At 43.9% G+C, this 23,282-nt stretch carries 21 protein-coding genes; 12 read left to right on the forward strand and 9 right to left on the reverse strand.

The genetic code is table 11. From position 1 onward, the window contains the following. The first annotated feature begins 512 nt into the window (after positions 1–512). From FFR00_RS07130 to FFR00_RS07145, 4 genes are all read left to right on the forward strand, one after another. Positions 513–1,175 (forward strand): hypothetical protein, encoded by a 663-nt coding sequence (locus FFR00_RS07130; protein ID WP_137672702.1) that lies wholly within the window; start codon positions 513–515, stop codon positions 1,173–1,175. After that, positions 1,147–1,890: a DUF3307 domain-containing protein gene (locus tag FFR00_RS07135; protein WP_161985117.1), complete on the forward strand. Its 744-nt coding sequence runs from the start codon at positions 1,147–1,149 to the stop codon at positions 1,888–1,890. Before FFR00_RS07130 ends, FFR00_RS07135 begins: the two co-directional genes overlap by 29 nt. Before the next feature lie 35 nt (positions 1,891–1,925). Further along, complete coding sequence (locus FFR00_RS07140) at positions 1,926–3,875, forward strand: ATP-dependent DNA helicase RecQ (protein WP_137672704.1); 1,950 nt, start codon at positions 1,926–1,928, stop codon at positions 3,873–3,875. A 432-nt stretch (positions 3,876–4,307) separates the two neighbouring features. After that, entirely contained in the window at positions 4,308–7,271 is a 2,964-nt protein-coding gene (locus FFR00_RS07145; protein ID WP_137672705.1) for a carbohydrate-binding protein, read from the forward strand. 59 nt (positions 7,272–7,330) lie between these two features. On the opposite strand, the gene FFR00_RS07150 is transcribed toward FFR00_RS07145, so the two are convergent. Then, the gene (locus tag FFR00_RS07150) at positions 7,331–7,720 is read right to left on the reverse strand and encodes a ribosome recycling factor family protein (RefSeq protein WP_137672706.1); all 390 of its coding nucleotides are present in this window, start codon (positions 7,718–7,720) and stop codon (positions 7,331–7,333) included. Positions 7,721–7,866: 146 nt separating this feature from the next. Between FFR00_RS07150 and FFR00_RS07155 the strand changes: the two genes are divergently transcribed. Beyond that, positions 7,867–8,247 (forward strand): STAS/SEC14 domain-containing protein, encoded by a 381-nt coding sequence (locus FFR00_RS07155; RefSeq protein WP_137672707.1) that lies wholly within the window; start codon positions 7,867–7,869, stop codon positions 8,245–8,247. A gap of 64 nt (positions 8,248–8,311) precedes the next feature. Here FFR00_RS07155 and FFR00_RS07160 read toward each other — a convergent pair whose 3' ends face one another. The 5 genes from FFR00_RS07160 to FFR00_RS07180 all read right to left on the reverse strand — a co-directional run bounded on the left by FFR00_RS07160 (position 8,312) and on the right by FFR00_RS07180 (position 15,027). Further along, a complete protein-coding gene (locus FFR00_RS07160; RefSeq protein WP_137672708.1) occupies positions 8,312–10,318 on the reverse strand; it encodes a BCCT family transporter in 2,007 nt (668 codons plus the stop codon). 278 nt (positions 10,319–10,596) lie between these two features. Then, positions 10,597–10,899, reverse strand: a complete 303-nt coding sequence (locus tag FFR00_RS07165) for an AzlD domain-containing protein (RefSeq protein WP_137672709.1) — start codon at positions 10,897–10,899, stop codon at positions 10,597–10,599. Next, a complete protein-coding gene (locus tag FFR00_RS07170) occupies positions 10,896–11,618 on the reverse strand; it encodes an AzlC family ABC transporter permease (protein ID WP_137672710.1) in 723 nt (240 codons plus the stop codon). Before FFR00_RS07170 ends, FFR00_RS07165 begins: the two co-directional genes overlap by 4 nt. 34 nt (positions 11,619–11,652) lie before the next feature. Further along, complete coding sequence (locus tag FFR00_RS07175; protein ID WP_137672711.1) at positions 11,653–12,477, reverse strand: AraC family transcriptional regulator; 825 nt, start codon at positions 12,475–12,477, stop codon at positions 11,653–11,655. Between the two features lie 141 nt (positions 12,478–12,618). Next, positions 12,619–15,027: a M48 family metalloprotease gene (locus FFR00_RS07180; protein ID WP_137672712.1), complete on the reverse strand. Its 2,409-nt coding sequence runs from the start codon at positions 15,025–15,027 to the stop codon at positions 12,619–12,621. A 251-nt stretch (positions 15,028–15,278) separates the two neighbouring features. Between FFR00_RS07180 and FFR00_RS07185 the strand changes: the two genes are divergently transcribed. The 3 genes from FFR00_RS07185 to FFR00_RS07195 all read left to right on the forward strand — a co-directional run bounded on the left by FFR00_RS07185 (position 15,279) and on the right by FFR00_RS07195 (position 16,915). Further along, positions 15,279–15,662, forward strand: a complete 384-nt coding sequence (locus FFR00_RS07185; RefSeq protein ID WP_137672713.1) for a VOC family protein — start codon at positions 15,279–15,281, stop codon at positions 15,660–15,662. 98 nt (positions 15,663–15,760) lie between these two features. Continuing rightward, positions 15,761–16,441, forward strand: a complete 681-nt coding sequence (locus tag FFR00_RS07190; RefSeq protein WP_137672714.1) for a YafY family protein — start codon at positions 15,761–15,763, stop codon at positions 16,439–16,441. Positions 16,442–16,678: 237 nt separating this feature from the next. Next, on the forward strand, positions 16,679–16,915 hold the full coding sequence (locus tag FFR00_RS07195) for a hypothetical protein (protein ID WP_137672715.1): 237 nt from the start codon (positions 16,679–16,681) through the stop codon (positions 16,913–16,915). Between the two features lie 19 nt (positions 16,916–16,934). On the opposite strand, the gene FFR00_RS07200 is transcribed toward FFR00_RS07195, so the two are convergent. After that, positions 16,935–17,438 carry a hypothetical protein gene (locus tag FFR00_RS07200; RefSeq protein WP_137672716.1) on the reverse strand — a complete coding sequence of 168 codons (504 nt, stop codon included), beginning with the start codon at positions 17,436–17,438 and terminating at the stop codon, positions 16,935–16,937. A gap of 194 nt (positions 17,439–17,632) precedes the next feature. On the opposite strand from FFR00_RS07200, the gene FFR00_RS07205 reads away from it, so the two are divergent. Continuing rightward, positions 17,633–18,058, forward strand: coding sequence for an N-acetyltransferase (locus tag FFR00_RS07205; RefSeq protein WP_137672717.1), 426 nt, complete (start codon positions 17,633–17,635; stop codon positions 18,056–18,058). A gap of 84 nt (positions 18,059–18,142) precedes the next feature. Here the strand turns inward: FFR00_RS07205 and FFR00_RS07210 are convergent, their stop codons facing one another. Beyond that, entirely contained in the window at positions 18,143–19,210 is a 1,068-nt protein-coding gene (locus FFR00_RS07210) for a DUF1254 domain-containing protein (RefSeq protein WP_137672718.1), read from the reverse strand. 94 nt (positions 19,211–19,304) lie between these two features. Further along, positions 19,305–19,868, reverse strand: coding sequence for a YSC84-related protein (locus FFR00_RS07215; protein ID WP_137672719.1), 564 nt, complete (start codon positions 19,866–19,868; stop codon positions 19,305–19,307). A gap of 163 nt (positions 19,869–20,031) precedes the next feature. Between FFR00_RS07215 and FFR00_RS07220 the strand changes: the two genes are divergently transcribed. The 3 genes from FFR00_RS07220 (at position 20,032) to FFR00_RS07230 (ending at position 23,234) form a co-directional block, all read left to right on the forward strand. Beyond that, positions 20,032–21,027, forward strand: a complete 996-nt coding sequence (locus FFR00_RS07220; protein ID WP_161985118.1) for an AraC family transcriptional regulator — start codon at positions 20,032–20,034, stop codon at positions 21,025–21,027. Between the two features lie 215 nt (positions 21,028–21,242). Then, positions 21,243–21,884, forward strand: coding sequence for a tetratricopeptide repeat protein (locus tag FFR00_RS07225; RefSeq protein WP_137672721.1), 642 nt, complete (start codon positions 21,243–21,245; stop codon positions 21,882–21,884). Positions 21,885–22,061: 177 nt separating this feature from the next. Beyond that, positions 22,062–23,234: a glycerophosphodiester phosphodiesterase family protein gene (locus FFR00_RS07230; RefSeq protein WP_137672722.1), complete on the forward strand. Its 1,173-nt coding sequence runs from the start codon at positions 22,062–22,064 to the stop codon at positions 23,232–23,234. The last annotated feature ends 48 nt before the right edge of the window (positions 23,235–23,282 follow it).

The raw sequence follows: 23,282 nt of genomic DNA on the forward strand, positions 1-23,282 counted from the left end.
GACCTACTGCTTACCTGCTTCTGTTAAGTAAATGGCCCTGTCATAAAATTGATAATCAACTTATGAAATTTAATGTTAGCGAGCTTAGTGATTAAAAAATCAGCTATTCATTGCAAAAGATAATTTTATAATACAAAAATGCTTGTTTTGTGAACTAGTCATACAAATACGGAGGTGAACCTTGCTTGATGAGTATTTTGTACTATTGGGCTAGCAGTGTGAGTAGTGGTAGGTTTTTGTTGGCTAAGCTTTGGTATAAAGGTTTACTCAGCGTTTAACTTAGAGCTTAAGTGATTGTTTTCGTTAGTTCGCTACGGCGTTATTTATCTGTATTTGTATGATGTTTGTTGGTGTATGGATTGCCAGAAAAATCACCTGTTTGAAGTCAGTATCACCGAGCGTGAAATTTTGAATAACGGAGTTACTTAAGCTTAAGTAACTTTAAATGGTTACATTTGATTAAGTAACTAATTTGGGTTACTTTTGTTCTATCAGTAAATACAGGCCTGAATATGCAACAAGTAGCAGTGCTTACCGGAGACTTAGTTGGCTCTAGTGAGCTGAGTAGCGAAGACTTCGCCAAAGTTTTACAACGTTTAAGTGAACACTTAGCGCAAGCGAGTGAGCAATATCAGTGTCGCTACGAGATTTTTCGGGGTGATGCTTTTCAGTTAGTGCTAAACGACCCACGCAATGCCCTAGAGTGCGCGCTAAGCATTCGCTTAGGTTTAAAAGCTTATGGCAGTAATGCACAAAATTTTGATGCGCGAATAGGCATTGGTATTGGTAAAATTGACCCGTTGGCGGAGTATGTTTCTCGCTCAAATGGCGAAGCTTTTATTCTTTCTGGGCGCGGGCTTGATAGTTTAAAGCGCCATTACTTAGGCATTTTTAATAACAATGAGCAGTTTGTGCAGCGTATTGCCTTGTTAACCAAGTTTGCCGATCGTCAAATACAAGAACTTACCGTTAGGCAGGCTAAGGCCTTATTCTTATATTGGCAATTGGCCGAGCCTAGCCATGCTGCCTTGGCCGAGCAACTAAGCAGTTCGCGGGTAAATGCCACTAAGCTGCTTAATCAGTCGCAATATCAATTGCTAGACGAGTACAAACACTTTTTTAAACAACTTATGGATGAGTTTTACTATGGAACAGCTAGCACAATTCGCTCTTAGCATCGGCTTGGCCTATGTCTTGTTTGAGTTTTATTGTATACCTGCTAACTGGGCTAGCAATATTCAGCAATTAAAATTTGCTGCGCCCAATTTATATGGCCGAGCACTGGTTCTAAGCTTGATATTTATATTGCTGGCTTGGGCTTTAATAGGTGCCAGTGTGTCTTTACTGGTAGCTACCGCAGCGCTGCTGGTGGCGAGTATATTAATTGGTGGCGTGAGCGCGTATTTACCCGATACAAGCCGCTACTTTATAGGCCGACAATTAGCGCAAATGCTGGTGTTATTGTTGCTGGTGGTAGAGTTAACGCAGTCATGGGAACAGGTAGACGAGTTAAGCCAAAAACTACTAGAACCAGGCCCTTTAGTTATTGCTTTAGCGTATCTACTGATACTTAGCCCAAGTTCTAAATTGTTGGCGTTAGTTCTACAGCGTTGGAGCCCAATTACCCATCAACCAGAGCAAAATTTGCCTATGGCTGGCCAGGCAATTGGCATGGTTGAGCGCAGCTTAGTTGTAACCTGTGTGTTGCTGCATCAGTTTGCGGCCATTGGTTTTATTGTGGCGGCCAAATCAATCTTTAGGTTTGGTGACTTAACCGGGCAGTCAGACCGTAAACTCACCGAATACGTTATGCTGGGCACTTTGCTAAGTGTGGCTATTAGCGTATTTACTGGCTTAGCCGCGCACGCTTTGTACGATGCTTTTAGCTAAATTTTCTTTTTAAACACTCAACGAGTAAACACAACATGAGCGACGCTTTATTATTCCAGTTACAACAAACCTTTGGCTTTGAAAGCTTCCGCCATGGGCAAGCCCCAGTGGTAGAACGTTTGCTGGAACAGCGCTCGTGTTTAGCGATATTTCCCACCGGTTCTGGTAAATCCTTGTGTTACCAATTCACCGCTTTACAGCTACCACACCTTACTTTGGTGGTGTCGCCTTTATTAGCTTTAATTAAAGATCAGTTGGAGTTTTTACAAGCTAAAGGAATCGCCGCAGCCAGTTTAGATTCAACCCTAAGCCCAGAGCAAAGCAAGCAGGTAATGAGTGATATTCGTAGCGGTAAAACCAAGATTTTAATGGTCTCGGTAGAGCGTTTTAAAAATGAGCGTTTTCGCCAGTTTATTCAATCGGTGCCTATGTCGATGTTGGTGGTTGACGAAGCGCACTGTATTTCTGAGTGGGGCCATAACTTTCGACCAGATTACCTAAAGCTGCCACAGTATCGCCAAGAGCTTAATATTCCACTGGTGCTGCTGTTAACCGCCACCGCCACTAAAAAAGTAAAGTTAGATATGGCTGCGCGGTTTGCGATTAATGAGCAAGACATTGTACAAACTGGTTTCTATCGTCCTAATTTAGATTTGTCGGTGCAAGCCTGTAGCAGTGCCGACAGACATCAAACCTTAAGCCAATTTGTTAACCAGCAAAGTGGGGCAGGGATTGTTTACGTTACCTTGCAGCACACCGCAGAAGAGGTGGCTAAACACCTGCAACAGCAAGGCATAAATGCGGTGGCCTACCATGCCGGTTTTGCCAACGAACAGCGCCAGCAAACTCAAAATGATTTTATGAATGACAAGGTGCAAGTGGTGGTAGCTACCATTGCCTTTGGCATGGGGGTAGATAAAAGCAATATTCGTTTTGTGGTGCATTATGATCTGCCGAAGTCGATTGAGAATTACAGCCAAGAGATTGGCCGGGCAGGGCGCGATGGGCAATTGTCGCAGTGTTTAACGCTAGCAAATTTAGACGGCTTAACCACTGTAGAGAACTTTGTTTATGGTGATACGCCAGAATTAAGCGGCGTGGAGAGTGTGCTAAACACTATACGAGAAGAAAGCCAAAACCAGCAGTGGGAAGTACAAATAAATACCCTGTGCAACCTAAGCAATATTCGCCAATTACCCTTAAAAACCTTGTTGGTGCAGTTAGAAATACAAGGTTTAGTTAAACCTTTATATGCTTACTATGCCGATTTTAAATACAAATTCTTACAAGACAAAAATGCCGTATTAGCGCGCTTTTCTGGCGAGCGCTTGCAATTCATTCAAGCCATTTTTGAACATACCCAAATGAAGAAAATTTGGGGAAGCCTTAATTTTGATACGCTGTATCAGCAATACCAAGCCGAGCGCTCAAGAGTCGTTGCCGCCTTAGAGTATTTGGCGGAGCAGGGCCTAATTGAACTGGAAACCAAAAAAATTACCGAAGTGTATCAAGTGAATACCCAAGCCTTAGCAGAGCCAGAATTAGCTAGCCGTTTAAGTGCTTACTTTAATGATACCCAAACCAAAGAGATAAAACGGATTGCTCAGCTCGTCCGCTTTTTTGAGCTAGATAGCTGCTTAAGCTACCAGTTAGCGCGTTATTTTGATGATAACAATGCACCCCAGCAATGTGGCCATTGCAGCGTGTGCCGAGGTCAAGTGGTTAAATTAGCTTATTCCACCGCAAGCGTTGCATTAAACGACGGGCAAATACTGAGTGACTTACAAGCTTTACACCTGCACCTTAGTACTGGCAACAAAGCCAAGCTAAGCCCGATTATGGCCTGCCGCTTCTTAACCGGCATTACCAGCCCTTGGTCTACCAAATTTAAGCTACGTCAACTCAGTGGGTTTGGCCGTTGTGAGCACTTACCTTACGCAAGTACGCTTCAGCAGGTAGAGCGACTTTGGCCGCAATTGGCTTAGCGTGTAGCGAATTTGACACTGCTGATACGGCCTTAAAATCTTTAAGTTAAACATATACTGCTAATTTAATAATATATTTGAATTTTTATTCGATTGATTGTTATTAATATTTTTGTTCATAAAATAAATAATTGTTGGTAAAAAGGTCACTGTTGATCGTTGATAGCCTTTTCAAAAAGGAGTTCGGCGTTTTCAACACCACAAATAAAAACAAAAATATACAAGCAATAGGTCAACTAGCTTTTCAATTTCGGTGGCTATTCACTGTTTTTGCATAGATTTTCCTAGTTTATACGTTCTTTGGTCACCACCATTTGGGTGGCCGGTTTAGTGCTAACTGATCTCACCCTAGTGGTGAGCTAATCGGTGCTGCGTAAGTTTGCACTAATCATTTATGCCGCAATACAGCGGTGATATTTAAGGACGAAGATCATGTTTACCAAATGGCCCAAGACGCCAATTGCTCTCGCAGTATCTAGTGCTGTGGCACTGGTATTTAGCAGTACACCAGTGAACGCAATCTATACCCCCTGGGAAGGCTCATTTCATCAATACCCCGATAGCTACTACGATGCTGACGGCCAATTGACAGAAGAAGCTTATGAAGAGCCTGAACAAGTGCCCGGAAATGGCTTATCTCCTTGGGATCCTGCCGATGCAGTTAAGCGTACTAGCCCTGAACATCAAAACTATCCGCTATCAGATTTAGCCAACCAAGGTGGTTGGACAATGGTAGAAAAACTTAGTGATGAATTTGATAGCCCTCAGTTTAATGAGTACAACCTTATCGGCAAAGAAGCCGGTAAATGGTTACCTAATAATCATATTTGGGGTGGAAGAGCGCCAGCAGTATTTGCGCCTAAAAATGTTAAGCAAGAAGGCGGCAAACTACACCTCAGCATTAGCAGCGACGAAGCCTATACGCCACACGGTTTTTGGAATGAGTGGTATTACGGTTGGACGTCGGCCAGTGTGCAAAACGTAAACCCTATTCGTTATGGTTATTTTGAAGTTAAATCTAAAGTGGGCATTGGTTCTAGTGGCTTCTGGTTGTATGCCGAAACCTTAGAAGATAAGGAGTTTTTATCGCAGTTTAACGAGCCGGGACACGTTAAGAGTAAATTGGAGTTAGATGTTTATGAGCAGTCAGGTCGACGCTCAGAATGGGCTCCTTATTACAATATGAACTCGTGGGTCTTTATTCACCAAGGCGAAGAAATGTCTTACGTGAATGAAGAAGGCAATGAATACACGGCGTATCAAAACGGTGGCCACTGGAAAGCCGACATCGATTTTGCTGATGATTTCCATGTCTACGGTTTTTACTGGGGACCTGAGGAAATCATCTGGTACTTCGACGGCAAGCCTATTCGCTCAATGAAAAACCGTTACTACCATACACCGCTGTACTTGTTGTTGGATACCGAAACCATGCCTGATTGGTTTGGTATGCCAAGTGCCAATGAGCTAGATTTTGCTCACCAGATTGAATACGTGAGAGTGTGGACAAACGAACAAACTGAGCAAAATTGGCGTGGTCGTTACTTTATGGATCCCACCATTAAAAGTGGTGACGGCTTAAACGGAAAACCCGGTGAGAACCGTGTAGCCGCAGAATACGGCGGTAGCGAAGCGTATCGTGAAAAATGGGGCAACCCTGTCAGTGGTTCGCCTGAAGTGATCACCTTGCAAGATATAGCGGCTAAGCAGAGCCATATCGAGATTCAAAGTGATATTCCTTATGTTTTAGTTCCACAATTCACTCCAAGCAATGTTACCGATAAGCAAATGAACTGGGTGTCTAGCGACCCAAGTATTGCTGATATTAATCGCTCTGGCATGGTCACAACAAAAACAGCTGGTAGTGTCACCTTCACTGGTTCCCATGCCGACCTTCCAAGCAAGAGCATTAGTGTTAGTGCAGACATTTTGCAAATTGGTAAGCGTTTTGATTTGGAGTTGGTTAACTACGGTGCAACCGGTAAAGACGGGGAAGAGGTTGAGAACGACAACGTGTTTGGCTGGGGCGTAGGCAACGGCGTAATTACCTTTAATACCCGTGGCGACTATGGAGACTTCTTTGACGTTGATTTTGGCAGTGGTGGCACTTACATGGCAGGAGTCTCTGCTGGCACCGACATTGCTAACGGCATTGGTGTAACGATATTCATTGATGGCGTTGAAGTTCTTAGCGGTGACATTGCTTCCTCAGGGAATTGGAACGTGAATAAACGCACTGATCTGGCAGGCTTGTTTGAGGTAGAACCCGGTACTCATACTGTTCGAGTGATGAGTTCAGGTAGTTCTGGTTGGCAGTGGAATGGCGCCCGCGCGCACTTTACTCAAGTATTAGAGGGGGATGTTGACCCAGGCGATGGCGGCACAGACCCTGGTGATGGCGGCACAGACCCTGGTGATGGCGGCACAGACCCTGGTGATGGCGGAACAGATCCAGGTGATGGTGGCACAGACCCAGGTGACGGTGGCACAGATCCAGGTGACGGCGGCACAGACCCAGGTGACGGTGGCACAGATCCAGGTGACGGTGGTACAGATCCCGTTGCAGTGACACTGCAAGCTCAAAACTTTGTCGCAACCGGAGGCGACAATGGTGGTTTTGAGGTGTATGACATTGCTGGCGGCCAAGGTATCAACTTTAATCAAACTGGCGACTATGCAGACTATACAGTAGAGTTGGCTGCGGCTAGTTATACGGTGACGTTGCGAGCGGGTACCACCATGGCTAATGCGGGTGTAGAGCTGCTTGTTAATGGTCAATCTGCGGGCGTGACTAGCATTAATGCCACCGGTGGTTGGGATGCTTTTCAAGACTTTGTAATCGCAGATAATCTATTGATTGACGCTAGTGGTGAACAAAGTATTCGCTTAATTAGTGTTGGTGAACCCAATGCGTGGCAATGGAACGCCGACAACCTAGTGTTTACACCCATTAGTGATAGTGGTGGCACTGAGCCCGGCACCGACCCAACCCCCGATGAACAAGTCATAGAGATAGAAGCTGAAAGCTTTAGCGCAACAGGAGGCGCTTATGATGGCTTCCAAACCTACAACGTTAATGGTGGTTCAGCGATTAACTTCAATCAAACCGGTGATTATGCCGACTACGTGATTAGCGTTAATGAGGCTGGGGTTTATCGTTTAAGCATTGATGCTGGCACAACAATGCCTAATGCGGGCATTGAGGTTTTAGTCGATGGGCAATCAGTAGCAACGGCTGTCATTAGCAATAACGGCTCTTGGGATGAATTTGTGGCTAACCTGATTAGCGACAGCGTGACGCTGAGCGAAGGCCAGCATACTATTCGTATTATGAGTATCGGTGAAGCGGGTGACTGGCAATGGAATGCGGATAAATTTTCGCTAACTAAAAGCTAGGGTTGATTGATTCACAGCTAAAGCCATGACAATTGGTCATGGCTTTTTTTGTCGCTAAGTTATAGCTCCGATTCAAATCGTGCTAGCCTTGCTTCTGCCAGCGTACAATCTGTTAATTCGATGAGTTCGCTTAAAGTAATATTAGGTTTCTCACTCACTAAACGCAGTAACCTATCGCGTTTAGGCTCTTGCTGTTCTTGAAAAGCCTTGAGCTGTTCATCTAGCTTAGTCACTAAGTAGCGCATGCCTTCATTTTGCAAGTCTCTTAAGCTTTTTAAGAGTTTTATAGCGGCTTGTTCCGAGCCTATTAGCTGCCAATTACGTGAGCGGCGAATACGCTTTATTGCACAGCTATTTGCGTCTGCCAGTTGTTTGGCAAGTTTGGCATTGTTACCGCCAATTCTACGAATTAACGAGGGCAGTGGAATGTGTAGAGGTTCATCTTTCATCTGAAGGATCTTGCATTTAAATCGGCTAAACATCAAACCTAAACGCGGGTTTTATTGCTTGTTGTTAATGCCGAGCAATTCGGCTTGAGTGTGCGCCAATCTTTACCATACTGGTAGTGCGAGTTTAGCTTAACAAGGAAGCACTTATGACTATTCGCAGACACGGTATAACAGTGGGCATTGAGCGGCTAGAAACGCGCTTGTTGGTCTCATTTAAAGCTTGTGGCACCCTTACTCATCAAGATTATCAAACTATCACGCCGATTATTGAATCAGCTTTAGCCGAGGTTAAACACCCTCAAATTCGCGGTTTTTTTGATGCCAGTGAGCTTGAAGGCTGGGAAATGCGCGCTGCCTGGGATGATTTAAAGCTGGGATTGAAACATGGCCATAGCTTTGAAAAAATGGCCATATTAGGCCATCAGCAGTGGCTTGAGTGGGCCTCAAAAGTAGGTAAATGGTTTATTGCTGGTGAGGTGCGAGTATTTAAAGACGAGCAGGCCGCCTTGGCATGGCTAGAAGACTAGGCTTCCCCCTAGAGCTAAATAAAAAAGCCAGATCAAAAGATCCGGCTTTTAATATTTTCATATGTTAGCTCGCGCTTTGCGCCTCATACTGAGCTTGTTGCATTGGGCTCTCTTCTTTCTCTAAAATCTCAGAGCTGGCCAAGTATAAAAAGTGCAAATGGCGTTCATACTGGCTAATAACGTCTGCAATAATTTGGTCTTCGGTATAGCCAAATACGTCATATTGCTGACCGCCTTGCAGTAAAAACACTTCGGCTCGGTAGTAATCGTTGTGCTTTTCATCGGCGTAGCTTGGCAGCATAAAGTGACGTAAACGCACCCCGTAAGCAAAGTTCTCCGCTTCTTCTTTGTAAATCGTTAAGCGAATCTTGTCGCTGTCTTCAATCAATTTAGCGTTGAGCCCGTTCTCGGTAAATTGCTCTACCAATTGGGTAAGTGCTGGGCGCACTACGTCACTTACAAAGTTTTCGGCTTCTGGCTTAAGCGGGTGAACCAACAGCGAATCTAGGCGTTCTTTCCAAGAGATATTGGCTTTTGAAAATTGCACTGAAGTATTGTGGGTTTGCACACTATTTTGCAGCATGTAGTCGTGTTTAAGTGCTTTAAATAAGCCATAACAGAAACACAATAAAACAAACATAAACGGGAATGCCGAGGCAATGGTTAAGGTTTGTAGTGCCGACAACCCACCAGCAAATAGCAATGCAGCGGCAATAAAACCAATTACTGAGGTCCAGAAAATACGTTGCCATACTGGTGTATTGGTTTCACCGCCAGCGGTAATAGTATCAATCACCAAGGCACCTGAATCTGCAGAGGTAATAAAGAAGGTGGTAATAAGCAGTACCGCAATGGCCGATAATAACGACGATAGTGGCAGCTGTTCAAAGAACACAAAAATGGCAGTGGCTACATCATTGTTCACTGCTAAAGCTAATGAGCTAGCAGCGTCTCCAGCAATCATATGAATGGCGGTATTACCAAATACGGTCATCCATAAAAAGGTGAAACCAGTAGGAATAAATAGCACGCCCACTATAAATTCACGAATGGTGCGGCCGCGAGAAACCCGCGCAATAAAGGTTCCCACAAACGGAGACCAAGATACCCACCAACCCCAGTACAATAAGGTCCAGCCGCCAATCCAATCTTCTTTACGGTCGTAGGCGTATAAGTTGAAAGTACTGTTCACCAACTCGCTCATATAGGTGCCGGTATTTTGCACGTAAGATTGCAATAACAACTCGGTAGGGCCAAAGATTAATACCGCAACCAGCAGGGCGACTGCCAGAATAATGTTGAGGTTAGATAAACGCTTAATGCCGCCGTCTAAACCTAGCACTACCGACACCGTGGCTAAGGCGATAACCACGACGACAAGTACCAATTGTATCCATTCGGTTTGCGGTAAACCAAATAGATAATGTAGGCCAGCGTTTAGCTGCTGAACGCCAAAGCCTAATGAAGTGGCTACGCCAAATAGGGTGCCTACCACCGCAAAAGTATCGGTAGCATGGCCAATAGAACCATGAATTTTATCGCCAATCAGTGGGTACAAGGCAGAGCGAGGCAGTAAAGGTAGTTTATGGCGGTAGCTAAAATAGGCCAATGCTAAAGCGACTACTGCGTATATGCCCCAAGCATGCAAACCCCAATGGAAGAAGGTTATACGCATGGCGTCTTGCGCCGCGGCAATGCTTATGGCATCGCCCACTGGCGGAGACATGTAGTGCATCACGGGTTCGGCCACACCAAAGAACATTAAACCAATGCCCATTCCTGCGGAAAACAACATAGAAAACCAAGATACATTGCTGTAGTCAGGTTCAGAGTGGTCGGGGCCTAACTTAATATCGCCGAGCCGACTTACCATAACAAATACAACAAACATTAAGAAAATAGCGACTGACAATACGTAAAGCCAACTTACGTTTGTACTTAGCCAGGTTTGAATGTGATTAAAGCTAGCGCCAGAGATATCAGGGAAGATCGCAGCAAATAGAGCAATCGTTAAAGCAATAATTAACGATGAGTAAAAAACGGGTGGGTTGATTTGTTTAGAGGTGTTCATAAAAACTCTACATTGGATCGCGTATTCAGAATATTGAATAGCGGTGACTGCTGTACCATTCGTTCAAACTCGAGGTTATCTATGAATGTGTAAGCTTTGCGCAGGATTGAACCACGCGGAGTAAACAGCCAAATAAAGCACGTGATATTAGCGCCTATATGCGCTAACACATCACTTACATGTGCATTGGTGGGAGAGGATTATAGCAGATTATAGAATTAATCGGCTGGTTTCTGAGCGATAATTTAACTTTCACAATATATATAGCTATTTTATTTTTAGTTTATAACAAAAAACACTGCCATACTGATTACTGTGGTGATTAAAGCATTGCGGGTGCTTACCGCTAAAATAGTCGCGAGTATCGCGCACAGTAGGTAAGGGTTATCTAGGCCAATACTTAGCTCTTCTTCACGAATAAATACAATAGGAGCAAATATAGAGGTAAGCACCGCTGGCGCAGAATAACTTAAGAATTGCAGCGCCGTTTTGCTTAAGCGCAGCGGTATTTTGGGCTCTAGGAACAAATAACGACTAGCAAATACAATGGCGGCCATGGCAAAAATACTTAACCAAATCATTGTTCTTCTCCTCGCCATTTTGCATACATGGTGGCCAAACCCATGGCTAAGATCGCCGAGATGAGCAAACCACCCGGAATCGCCAATAACTCGCAGAAGACTGAACTCACCAAGGCAATTAATACACACAATAAGCCAGATGGCTGCTTGATGTTAGGCACCACAATGGCAATAAAGGTAGCGGCAATGGCAAAATCTAAGCCCCAGCTATCTAGGCCTTCAATGTTAGCGCCAGCAATAATGCCCACCGCCGAAGCTATGTTCCACCCCAAATAAAAGCTTAAACCGCCCCCCAGTGCATACCACGGATCAAAGCGTTGTCCTTTGTTTTTATTGGCAATGGCAAACAGTTCATCGGTAAGTAAATACCCCAATAACAAACGCCATTTTAAGGGAAGTGGACTAATTTGAGGGCGCATGGCCATGCTGTACAAAAAATGCCGGGAAGTGATAAGCATCGTGGTGAGCAACATACTCATTAATCCAGCACCCAGCTTAAACATGCCGGTAGCGACCAGTTGGGCAGAGCCCGCAAATAAAATGGCCGACATTGCTTGGCTTTGCAGCGGGCTTAAGCCTGCTTCTACCGCATAAGAGCCTGCCAAAATACCCCAGGGAATGACCGCTATGGTTAAGGGTAAAACGGCTAATGCGCCTTTGGCAAAAGCTTTACACTTGCTTGGCCAATTGAGATGAAGAATGGTTTCTGTACTATTCACATTGTTCCTTGAAAAAGCGGCTGGTTGGAAAGGCCTAAGCCTGAAATTCTTTAGCGTAACGACCAGGCGTAATGCCTAATGCGCGTTTAAAGTGGCGGCTAAAGTGGCTTTGGTCATGAAAACCGCAATCTAGTGCTACATCGAGTTGTTTGTTACCTTGGCGTAAAAAGGACTTAGCTAAACGCAGCCTAGCCTGAATTTGGTAGGCATGGGGCGGAATGCCATATTGCTTTAAGAACTGTTTAACTAAATAACAAGGGCTTAAGTTAACCAGGTTTGCCAGTTCACTTAAGGATACGTCTGCTTCGGGTTGTTCATCTAAAAACTGCTTCACTATGCTTAGCTTGCTGTCAGCCACTTTCTTTAGCACCGATAGCGGGCGAGTTTTGCTGTGCCTAGACAACAATAAACTCAAGCTAGAATAGACCATGCTCTCGCGTAATAAGCGATTGCTGGAGTGTTCAAGAGTCGCAATGGTATTGCGTAACGAATTAGCTACCAGCGCATCTTCTACCACGGCTTGTGAGAAATAAGGCGCACCTTGAGACTTAATACCTAACTCTTGGCTGAGTTGTTCAAATTGTTCGGGCGTAGGATACATAGCTTGATAGGACCATCCGCCTTCAGAGGCTGAGCAACCAGTATGAACTTCATCGGCATTCACCAAAATAATGCTATCTTGTGGCGCAATATGGTTGCCGCCAGTACGGTAGAATTGTTGAGCACCAGATTGAATCACACCTATGGTGTAGCCTTCGTGGCTATGGCGAGAAAAGTTTTGTTTCTCGTAGCGGGCATTAAGAATTTCTATGCCACCCAGCTCTTCGGCAAGCTGATAACGTGCTTGTTCTGCTGCCATTGGCTTACCTCCTTGCTGGCCTGATTGAACGTTCATCATAACGTAGATCAAGCTGAAGGTTTTGTACAAAATTGTTCGTTTTCAGTTTAAATTCGCTGGGGCGTTTATCTACCTACAGCGATTGTTTTCCCTATCCAGATACTACACACATTCAAGCTGTGCCTCTTTTGATGGCTTAAAAGGAGAGTGCTCATGCGTAGGTTGTACTTCCATGCATAGCTGACTGAGTTCGGCACATAGCCAATAATGTTTGTACCTAGCGGCTTTATAGCTTTGCTCACAAATATACATATATTGCGATGGAGGCGTTGTAGGAGAAAACTCAAGCACGCCACCACTCCAACCCTCAATAAACTCTGCAAGGTTGGGGTATTTAGGGTCCGGCAAACTGACATTTTTGGCTTCAATAGCTAAACGGTTTGATTCCAAGGCACATAAGTTAGCCTGGCCTAATAAGCGCGAATGAATCTTGTCCTGCCACTGGTCGTCCAAATTAACTAGGGTGTCGAGTATAAAGTGAAAACACTCGAGGTTATTAATAATCGGATCTAACTTGGCCATGCCTTGCAACGCGCTGAGCAGGCTATCTAATCTGGCACTTTGCTGCGCAGACATTAAAGCGCGACTTAAAAAGATGCGATGATAAAGCAGCTTATCAAAGTGCTTAAACTCATTTTGGTGTTGCTTTATTGCGGCTTTTGATTCGGTGATAAGGTTCGCGACATCTACCCGGTTATTGGCCGGTAAATCAAAGTCTTTAGGCTCTACGGGTAGATTAGCTTCGTAGTAAATCTTGAGCAGTGAACTTTCTCGCAAGGTGTCTAGCTGTTTAAAGTAGTTTTGTTCTTGAGTCGCAACGTGGGCATAGCGAGTATTTATTTGCTCGATACAATCGGCTAAACCCTGAGGTTTACTTTCTACCAGGGTAGAAAGATTGAAAAAGCGTCCGCTATACATATCGCCAAAAAACAGTTTTAGGTATTCGCCGCTTTGCTGTTTTTGTTGCTCATTTTCAATTAGCGTATCATTACTTACCATGTAATTACTGGGTTGTTTTATGCCCTGGCTGGTGTAAGAAAAAGCACTAACCGATTCACACAAGGTTTCTATATCAGTAATTAACAGCGATGCCGGTAATTCGCTCTTAAATATCCCTTTGTCGTTACGCTCTGTAACAAATGTTATGCGGTCTATATCCGCAGGGTGGCTATCCCAAGGAGAGCTTTCGCCACGTTGAATTTGTTGCTCAATTTTACTCAACTGCGTTTTGCTGGTTTGTGCCGCTAAATTGGCAATCGCCAACGGTATATTGGCGAGTAGCTTGTTGTCATTCCACGCTAATTTATTGGTATCAGATACTTTTTGGGCGGCTAGCGCGAGTTTGCGTAACTCAATGGCGGTATTCTCAAATTGATCGCTGCCAACAAAGCGGCTCTCGTAGCTGTCGGCGTCAAACTCCATAGCGCGAGACATATACTGGGTTAAGCGAAAGTTTAGTTTAAAGAGGCCACTAAATATAAAGCGAGTAAGGCGAATCGAGAACTTAGCGGCGATAATCCCTATATGCATAACCAAGGGCATGTGCTCTTGCGCAGCCCATTTTTCTAGGCGTAAATCCCACTCATCAGCGTGGTATGCGCGGCTGTAAAACCAGTTGTTAGTGGTTTGCACAATGTAGCGCGTTTGCATTGCTTGCGCCTGAGCAAAATGGCCAAATTCGTGGGCTAAAATACCACTAAGCTGGCGCATATTCATACCGGTCAATAAAGGTAAACCAATGGTTAAGCGTAGTTCGCCATTACGTAAGCTCATTAGCCCGTCTAATCCGCCAGCCGAAGCATTTACCTCGGTGTCTAAGCAAATCTCGCTAGGGCGAGGCACTGAAAGTTTGTCACACATTACATATACCAAGTTAAAAAGGGCGGGGGCTCTTTTTGCTTGAAGGCGGTAACGCTTGGGTTGTTGGTAAGTGGCAAACAAAGGTTTAAGTAAAAATAAGATCAGTACGGCAACGATAAAGTAGGGCACCACCAGTAAAGCTTGAATCGCTATGCCATTAGAAAAATCACCAATGTTGCTGACCAGTACAGAGAAGTAAAACACTGAGAAGCTAATTAAGCCCAGCAACATGGCTAAGTAAATAACCGGCGCAATCATACTGATGAGTAGGGTGCAAACCATACCAATACGGTATTCACGGCTTACGCTAGAGCGCGGGAATTCGCCGCTTAATAGTTTTATAAAATCGGCTTTTAGTTTGGGAGTGGTATTTTGCTTAGTCGTCTCGGTATGGCTTTTGGCTTTAGCTAACTCCGCATCACTGATGGCCATTTCTCTAAGCTCTACCTGTAAGCCATGCTCGCTAAAAACTTCGGCTAAGCTTTTGGCCAAACTTAAAGACAGGTTCTCTTTAAGCACATTGCCTTCTAGCAGGTATTTTTGCGCTGCTGCTGGTGTAATGTCTAAGGCCTTACATAGCTTAGCCACCACGTAATTATCACGATTATTGCCATTTTGCGCGCCTAAACTTACTAGCTCATACTTAGCCACTCACATTTCCTTGTGTTAATAGTGATAAATCTGTCGCCAGGATTTTTGCAAATAAGCCGCTTATATTCAATAGCTTGGCACTATGCATTACCCACTAGTTGCCAACTCTTAGCGCTAGAACAAGATTTGGGTAAGGGAAATAAAATCAGACTGCTGCAACCCTACTGACAGTAAGCTGTCAGTAGGGGGTGTTTATAGTGTTAACACCTGCTGGCCATGGGGGCTAAGTAGGTAACAGCAAGGAGTTAATTATGTTAGCAGTAGCACCGTTAGTATGGGGCGAGATCGCCGTCGCCGATATGGACCGCGCCTTAGCCTTTTACGCTGAGCACTTCGACTTAACCTTTCGCCGTGAGAATATGGGCGATATGGAGATGGCCATTCTAGAGACCGAAGATCCAGAAGCCGCCAGCATTGGCCTATGCAAACATGAAATGATGAAGCCAAGTTTAGATGGCAGTACTTTGTACTTGCACTTAAGTGAAAAACTTAGCCCGCTAGTAAACAAAATTACTGACGCTGGTGTGCAAATCTTGCTACCTCTTACTGCGATTAATGAAGGTGAGCATGGTTACATTGCTTTGTTTGTAGACAGCGAAGGTAACAAAGTAGGTTTATGGTCAAAGGTTGAATAGACTCAAATTAGTAAAGATTGAATGATGCGCAGCAAATTTAGCTAGCTCAGCCTGCAGGTCTGGGCTAGTGTTTGCTCTTCAAGCAAAATGGAAAAACTATGAGACGGGCAGACAGGCTATTTCAAATAGTACAAATCCTTCGAATGCGGCGTTTAACCACCGCCCAAGATTTAGCCGAGCGCCTTGAAGTTTCCACCCGAACCATCTACCGAGATATACAAGACCTCTGCTTAAGTGGCATTCCTATTGAAGGCGAAGCGGGTGTAGGTTATTTATTACGCCAAGAGGTGAATGTGCCACCGCTCATGTTTAACGAACACGAGCTAGAAGCCATTCAAATTGGCATGCGAATGGTGCAAACCTGGGCGGGTAAAGAACTTTCCTCGGCGGCCAAGCAGGCCATGATAAAAGTGGAAGCGGTGTTACCACAGCGCTTACAGGCTTACCAATCACTCATGTTTGCCCCCGATTTCTATATTGATAGAGATGAATTTAAATACCTCGATCCCTTGCGTATTGCTGCTCAGCAACGTGAATACTTAGAGATTAGCTATAAAGATGCCAAGGCCGATGATAGCAAACGCATCATACGCCCCTTAGCTATCTATTTTTGGCGCGGTACTTGGACGCTATTAGCATGGTGTGAATTACGCGACGCTTTTCGCAATTTCCGCATTGATAGAATCACCGAACTCACCCATCTAGAACGTGTATTTAGTCATTCCCCAGGAAAGGAACTCGATGATTTTGTAGAGAAAATGGAGAATGAAGGGCACTAAGTGCGGGTTTAAATACTCTATTGGTCGTTTCTTTAATCTGTGTCATCTTCTCTTGTGATGTTTTTATCAATTAAATTTGAGTTTGCTGATGTTTTCTAGATAATGCTTTGGAGTAAATACAGAATATTTCTCTCTAAAGCTTGCTAACACAATCTGTTAGTCGGTGATGATATGAAGAAATTTTTCCGTGTATTTAAGAGCTTAAGGTTTTATCAGCAGTTAACATGGAGTTGAAGCGTGACCAGACAATTTTGCCAACAGTGTGAGAAAGTAACCGAACACAAAGAAATCGTTAAACAAAAGCCTTCTAAATATGGCAACAGTAAAATGGAGCAATTTAAAGCCTTTTTAGAAGGCTTTTTTGGCGGCACTGCTAGCACAGTGGGCGCGTCCTTAGACCTTGTTGACCGTTATGTTGAATGTGAAAAATGTCAACTACGTACTTTAGAAAACCATGGTGAAGAATTTCAATAATTAAGGCTAAATAGCAGCCTTAAAATCCACAAGCCCATTTGTCGTAATCGCTAATAACATCAAGCTCTTGTTGAGTTTTAGGCTTAGGGAAATACGGCAAAGCAAATAACTTTGTAGAAGGCAGCAATTGCCAATCTGGAGTTATTTTTAAACGGCTTAATTGTTGATTACTGGTGTTTCTTAAGTACATGTAATAGCCGTCGCTATGGGTATTGGCATAGCTGGCTATTTGGGCTATTTCTCCCGAAGGTAGCTTTACTTTTCGACCAAGAGGGTAAAGCTGATGCAGTGCAAAGCTCACATGAGCATCTTCTAGATAACCTTGCTTAAAGCGATATAAACCAATAGCGGTGGAAGTGCTTCGGTGTGTCCAGCCCACTAACAACAGGCTACGTAGTGAGTCTTTGAATGGCTGACCTTTTTTAAGACCCTCGTTAGAAATAAACTGTACAACAAGCTTATCGCCATCTTCTTCGAGAATAGTAAGGAATTGCTCACCGGTTTTATCTGCAAGTAGTTTCATTGCTGCTTAACACTTAAGAGGTAACAAGTACTTATTCTATCTCATCAAAATACGCACACAAAGCCTTATCATCATTAAGGTTTTAAGACTTTTTTGCTCACAGAACATTCATCAAAATATCATTGATATGAAAACGCCAAAAGTGCCGAAATGCGGTATTATCTATTGATTAGAACGCACAAAGACTCAACAAAATGATTAGACCTTTCCAACATCAAGATACTCAGCAGGTATTGGATATTTGGTTAGACGCTTCAATAAAAGCACATGACTTTGTAAAAGCCAGCTTTTGGCGAGACCAACTAGACAATATGCGAGACCTTTATTTACCTAATGCCGAAACCTATGTGTACGAGCAAGCGGGCAAGGTGCTTGGCTTTTACGCCTTGAGTGAGAAACATATTGCTGCAATATTTGTGGAGCCAACTTGCCAAGGGCAGGGAATAGGTAAGCAACTTATTGCTCATGCTAAACAACAGCGCAGCATTTTAACCTTGGCGGTTTATAAGCAAAATGTTGCGAGTTACCAGTTTTATTTATCGCAGGGCTTTAGTGTAGTGGGTGAACAGATAGATCAACATACAGGCTTGCTTGAGTACACCATGAGTACGGGTATTTAAACGCCCAAATTATGCGACTAAATGTAAATAAAAAGCCGCTATTAAGCGGCTTTTTTATGGTTGTTTTGGTCTTGTTAGCTAGACCTAATTAACACTTTTTACTCGTGGCACAATGCGATAACCATCTACTTTAATCATGTCGCTAGGCTGATAATGTCGTACGCCTAGGTTAAACACCCCGGTGTCGTTGGCGGTCTTAATGTTGTTAATGGCGTCTTCGCCACAACCAAAGCCAATGGTATACGTACCATCGCTATTTGGCTTAGCGTTATTTGAACTTAGGTTGGCTAAGTCGTTAAACATAAAACCCGCTTTGTTGTACACCGTAATAGACCAAAACGCGTGGTTTTTGGGGTCTTTAAAGGTGGCTTGATGACAGGTATCAGCAGGATAATTGCCCGACAGTTCATAAATGTTGTCTGCTTGTTGTGCGCCGCCCCATCCAACCGCTGCACCTACTTGGTATTTCTCTTGGGTATACAGTTTGTTGGAATCGTCGTTTGGTGCGGTAAACATGCCTGTAAGGGCGTTTTTACCATCACGCTCAGAAATAGCGAGCATTTGCGCTTTGAGTTCATCTTCTACTTTTTTGAAAGACTGTTGATTAACTGGCTCTGCACTAAAAGCCTTAGCGCTGTTGGCCTTAAGCTGCATGTGATCTTGAATCTTCGCCGCTTGTTCTTCACTTAAGGTCGCGTCTAAACGCACAACCAGATAAAGGTGGTCACCGCTGTGAGTGCTTAACTCATAGGTGCCAGCGCCGTAATACATTGGCTGAATCCGGTGATCCTCAGTGACCGGTTGTACCGATACATATTTTCCTTCCGGCATCTTAGGAATGATGATGCTAGCACCTTTAGAGACATCAACAACTGCCATTGAATAGTAGGTATCGCGGTTCATACGTACTACTGGCTGGTTATCGGTAGGGGTGAGCTGGCGCTTGTGCAAAAAAGTATTCACGCCTGCCAAATCTTGGTTTTTAAGCATTTGATGAGAGGTTTCATCAGTAGGGTAACTGGCCGGAGTAACTTGTTCGCCTTGCTCAGAGAAGAAACCGTCTAAAGAGCTCACCGGTTGCGCGAAGGCAGCAGTGCTAGAAATAGTGATAATGGTTGCACTCAGGGTTTTGCTTAATGCTGATAGCTTCATGGTAGGTGTCCGATAAATAGGAAATAGAGAGTGAGAAATGTTTATTAGCAAAACTAGCTTTAGTTGTTGGCTAAAGCTAGCTTACCTAGTTATTTCAGTTTAAATCTTTATCTTTCCAGAACTTAGTGCCTTTAACGGTAGCTTCTAACGATAAACCTGCTTCAGTCATTTGGTAGATTTCTACATCGCCTACCGCGCCTTCGCTTTCTGCAGAGCCACCTTTGTCACCCGCTTTAGCAGAAGCATCTGCTTGTGCACCAAATAACCACCCTGATTCTACAAACTTGTCGTAGGATTCTCGGGTTTTAAATACCATTAGCGCTCTAAAGTCTTTAACCCCTGCACCAAATCCTACACCCGCTTCGCCCATGTTCATGTAAGTACGTTTACCACTGATGTTATCTATAGCCACCCCATGGCCGCCGCCAGCGGAAATAACAAACAAGTTGATGCCTGCATTACTAAATACCGCATACCCCACCGCACCGTTAATTTTGCCGGCCAATTCGCCATTTTCTTTTTTAAAGTCGGCCAAACTTTCTTGAACCATTTGGTCTGACTCAGCGCGTTCTTCAGCAGCACTTTTACTCAATGCTGGCATGCTGACGCATAGGTTAAGCAAGGTAATGGCGAAAATAGTTTTAAGTGTTCTAGTCATTATTGATCCTAAATATATGCTGTGTATGGACAGCTAAATGAACAATCTGAAATACAACTCGGCCTTTCAACTTGCAGCTATTTTAATCGCTTTAAGATATGAAATTGACTTTTTACGAATAAGCGAGATACTTGAATGGTTGAGTTCAAGGATGGAGCGCAAAGTGAAAGAATATCTATTTCAAGTATCAGCCTTTCAATCAATAGTCGAACTGCTGGAACAGCAAGGCTTTGATAAATACCGCTTACTCGCAGCTGCAGATATCTCGCCCACGTTATTACGCCGCGATAGTGGTTTGATTAGCCAACTTAACGTTGCTCGTTTGTTTAATGTAGTCGATCAGTATGCCGACAATCCTTTGGTGAGCGCGATTTGTGGTTTGAACATGCCGTTACGCAAACAAGGCGTGTTGGCCATAGCGGTTCAGCAAATGCCCAATCTCGATGCGATGATCCATATGTTAAAGGCCTTTCTTAATGCGCAATCTAGTGGCACTGACTTAGCGTTAGAAAGCAGTAAAGATTCTTTACGAACAGTATTTCGTTTACGTTTTGCCGATAAGCTTAACTGTGACTCGATGCACCGTGCTCAGCTATGTAATTTATTTAGAACCTTAAAAACCTTATTCGGTGAGGAATGGACACCACGAGAGGTTTGGCTAGATCATTCCTTCTCTCACGTGCAAGAGCTTTCAGCCTTACTAAGTTGCCCAGTAAAAACTAATCAGCCTAAAAATGCATTGATGTTTGATAAGCGCTGGGAACATGTTACTGGAGCGCAAGTGTTTCCTGGCAACGAGCTGGGTAAAGAAAGCTCTGAAGCCTTGAGTAAAATAGAAAATATTGACGATCTCATCTATCAAATATTACCCCCATTGATCTACGACGGCAGAACCAGTATAGAGCAGGTTGCGCAGCTATTTGGCGTGCAGGTGAGAGTGTTACAGAAGCGTTTAAAGTCAAAAGGGACGCGTTACTCAAGGTTACTTGAAGATGCTAGAAAAACCATGGCAGTAGATTTGTTGGTTGATAGCGAATTGGCCATTAGTGATATTTCTCTGCAATTGGGTTATCAAGAACCGGCTATTTTTATTCGCAGTTTTAAGAAGTGGTTTAAGCAAACGCCACTGCAATGGCGTAAGTCAGTTCGAGTAGCTTGAATGAGCTTGTTCTTATACTGTGCTTTATAATAATTGCTATTTTGGTGCGTTAAATTAGTGATTAACGCTCTATTTTGGATCTTTATATTATTTTAGTTTTGTCATATGACTGAAATATATGGTTTTTATATTTGGCACTAAAAGTGCGAGGTAGATCGCGTTAACGCGGTTTCCGCCTTAACCCACATGCACTTTATTGCTGAAGGATAAACATCATGAATAGACTAATCATTTGGTGTGTAGCTTGCTCCATATTGCTAGTCGGCACCGTATTTAACGCCACTGCAGAAACAGATCTGACTAGCCAACAACTTAAAAAGTGGTGTGCTAAACCTAATCAAGAACAACGCTGTTATTTAATGCACAAGCAATTAGCCGATGACGGTCGAGCTGAATCTGCTTATTGGGTTGGTAAAGTAATCGCTCGAGGTGTTTATCAACCAGCCGATCTTGAAAAAGCCGCTGACTATTACAAAGTTGCCAGCGACAGTTTGCACCCTAGCGCTAGCCGCGAATTAGGTTTGCTTTATTACCATGGCGTGTATGGCGAGCGAGAGTTTAGGAAAGCGCAAAAGATGTTTGAGCAAGCCATGCAAAACGGCAATAGCGAGGGCATGTGGGCGTTGGCCAGAATGTATCATTACGGGCGTGGAGTAGAGCAGAGCTATCAAAAGGCCTTTGAGCTATTTAGCTTAGCTGCGGAACAAGGTTCAAAACCTGCTGCTAACACCTTGGCCTATTATTACCGGGTAGGTTTAGGCACCGAGGTAAACCCTCGATTAGCCAGCTATTGGCAAAGTAAGGCAAATGCGAAAGGCTTAGTCACTTGGAATCGCTCGATTCCTGATTATCGCTAAAAGCCCTTAAGGTACTAACAAGGCCAGCTTAATAAGCTGGCCTTTTTATTTAGTCTTTTGTTACTAAATTCAGCGACATAAATTCAACATCAATTGTTCATCATTTTGCAATCAATCCCCACTTAACTGGGTGGCTAGTAAACCAACTCAATAAACTAAAAATAAGGATATTAGCCAATGAAACTCACTCACTTAGGCATGCTTCTCTGCCCACTTGTTCTTCTTAGCGCCTGTAATGACGATGACAATCCGGTACAAGTTGCTAAGTCTGGGGCTATTTCAAAGGTACAGCTTGGTCCTCGCCCAGCCTTTTTGGTGGATCAGCTTGCTGAGGGAGAGTTAAAAGACACCCTAAAAGCTTGTGTAGACAATATGAACAGCTACGCAGTGAGTGACTTTTCAATCGGTCACCGTGGTGCGCCATTAATGTTTCCTGAGCATACGCGTGAAAGCTATGTTGCCGCAGCCCGTATGGGCGCTGGCGTATTAGAATGTGACGTTGCCTTTACCAAAGATGCTGAGTTGGTTTGTCGTCATTCGCATGCTGATTTACACACGACTACCGATGTATTGGCAGTGCCTGAGCTAGCGGCTAAATGTTCTATTCCATTTATACCTGCTGATGCGGTAAATGGGGTAGATGCCACTGCGGAATGTCGTACTTCAGATTTCACCCTCGCAGAGTATAAATCCTTACAAGGTAAAATGGATGCCGCCAACAAACAAGCGACAACTGTTGAAGAATATATGGATGCCACACCGAGTTTTCGTAGCGATTTATATGCCGATACTGGCACCTTGTTATCTCACAAAGAGAGCATTGCCTTGTTTAAGGAGCTGGGTGTGAAAATGACCCCAGAACTGAAAACGCCTAGCGCCCAAGACTTAGCAGCAGCTGGCATTACTCAGCAAGAGTTCGCTCAGAAAATGATCGACGAATACATTGAAGCAGGCATTGAGCCAAGCCAAGTATACGTTCAGTCTTTTTCTATTGAAGATGTGGAGTTTTGGATTGCTAACAACCCAGAATTTGGTGAACAAGCGGTTTACCTTATTTACTTACTCGACGGTGTACCAAGCCCCGCTGAGATTGCCGCAAAAGGTATCAAGATTGTTGCGCCAATTTACACGTCTTTGGTTGAGCAGCAAGCCGGAGTGGTTGTAGCGACCGATTACGCTAAAGAGCTTAAGGCCGAAGGTTTAGACTTAATTACGTGGACCATTGAACGTCGTTACACCGACTACCCAGAACTTGAAGTACTTAATGTACTAAAGAAAGAGCTGGAGTTAGTGGGGGTATTTTCCGATTGGCCAGCCACCGTTACCTTTTTTGATAACTGCGTAAAATAGACGTTTTATTCACTTTAAGGTTGCTGCTAAAGCCGATTAGCAGCAACT

The sequence above is a fragment of the Agarivorans sp. Toyoura001 genome (assembly GCF_005405585.1).
GTDB lineage: Bacteria > Pseudomonadota > Gammaproteobacteria > Enterobacterales > Celerinatantimonadaceae > Agarivorans.

What these genes read in the sequence shown, in the direction of transcription:
- FFR00_RS07155 (WP_137672707.1), top strand. Translation starts at nt 7,867, where the DNA reads ATGACTATTCGCAGACACGGTATAACAGTGGGCATTGAGCGGCTAGAA.
- FFR00_RS07175 (WP_137672711.1), bottom strand. Translation starts at nt 12,477, where the DNA reads ATGGCAGCAGAACAAGCACGTTATCAGCTTGCCGAAGAGCTGGGTGGC.
- FFR00_RS07215 (WP_137672719.1), bottom strand. Translation starts at nt 19,868, where the DNA reads ATGACTAGAACACTTAAAACTATTTTCGCCATTACCTTGCTTAACCTA.
- FFR00_RS07135 (WP_161985117.1), top strand. Translation starts at nt 1,147, where the DNA reads ATGGAACAGCTAGCACAATTCGCTCTTAGCATCGGCTTGGCCTATGTC.
- FFR00_RS07130 (WP_137672702.1), top strand. Translation starts at nt 513, where the DNA reads ATGCAACAAGTAGCAGTGCTTACCGGAGACTTAGTTGGCTCTAGTGAG.
- FFR00_RS07200 (WP_137672716.1), bottom strand. Translation starts at nt 17,438, where the DNA reads ATGAAACTACTTGCAGATAAAACCGGTGAGCAATTCCTTACTATTCTC.
- FFR00_RS07190 (WP_137672714.1), top strand. Translation starts at nt 15,761, where the DNA reads ATGAGACGGGCAGACAGGCTATTTCAAATAGTACAAATCCTTCGAATG.
- FFR00_RS07140 (WP_137672704.1), top strand. Translation starts at nt 1,926, where the DNA reads ATGAGCGACGCTTTATTATTCCAGTTACAACAAACCTTTGGCTTTGAA.
- FFR00_RS07145 (WP_137672705.1), top strand. Translation starts at nt 4,308, where the DNA reads ATGTTTACCAAATGGCCCAAGACGCCAATTGCTCTCGCAGTATCTAGT.
- FFR00_RS07205 (WP_137672717.1), top strand. Translation starts at nt 17,633, where the DNA reads ATGATTAGACCTTTCCAACATCAAGATACTCAGCAGGTATTGGATATT.
- FFR00_RS07230 (WP_137672722.1), top strand. Translation starts at nt 22,062, where the DNA reads ATGAAACTCACTCACTTAGGCATGCTTCTCTGCCCACTTGTTCTTCTT.
- FFR00_RS07150 (WP_137672706.1), bottom strand. Translation starts at nt 7,720, where the DNA reads ATGAAAGATGAACCTCTACACATTCCACTGCCCTCGTTAATTCGTAGA.
- FFR00_RS07210 (WP_137672718.1), bottom strand. Translation starts at nt 19,210, where the DNA reads ATGAAGCTATCAGCATTAAGCAAAACCCTGAGTGCAACCATTATCACT.
- FFR00_RS07160 (WP_137672708.1), bottom strand. Translation starts at nt 10,318, where the DNA reads ATGAACACCTCTAAACAAATCAACCCACCCGTTTTTTACTCATCGTTA.
- FFR00_RS07165 (WP_137672709.1), bottom strand. Translation starts at nt 10,899, where the DNA reads ATGATTTGGTTAAGTATTTTTGCCATGGCCGCCATTGTATTTGCTAGT.
- FFR00_RS07225 (WP_137672721.1), top strand. Translation starts at nt 21,243, where the DNA reads ATGAATAGACTAATCATTTGGTGTGTAGCTTGCTCCATATTGCTAGTC.
- FFR00_RS07185 (WP_137672713.1), top strand. Translation starts at nt 15,279, where the DNA reads ATGTTAGCAGTAGCACCGTTAGTATGGGGCGAGATCGCCGTCGCCGAT.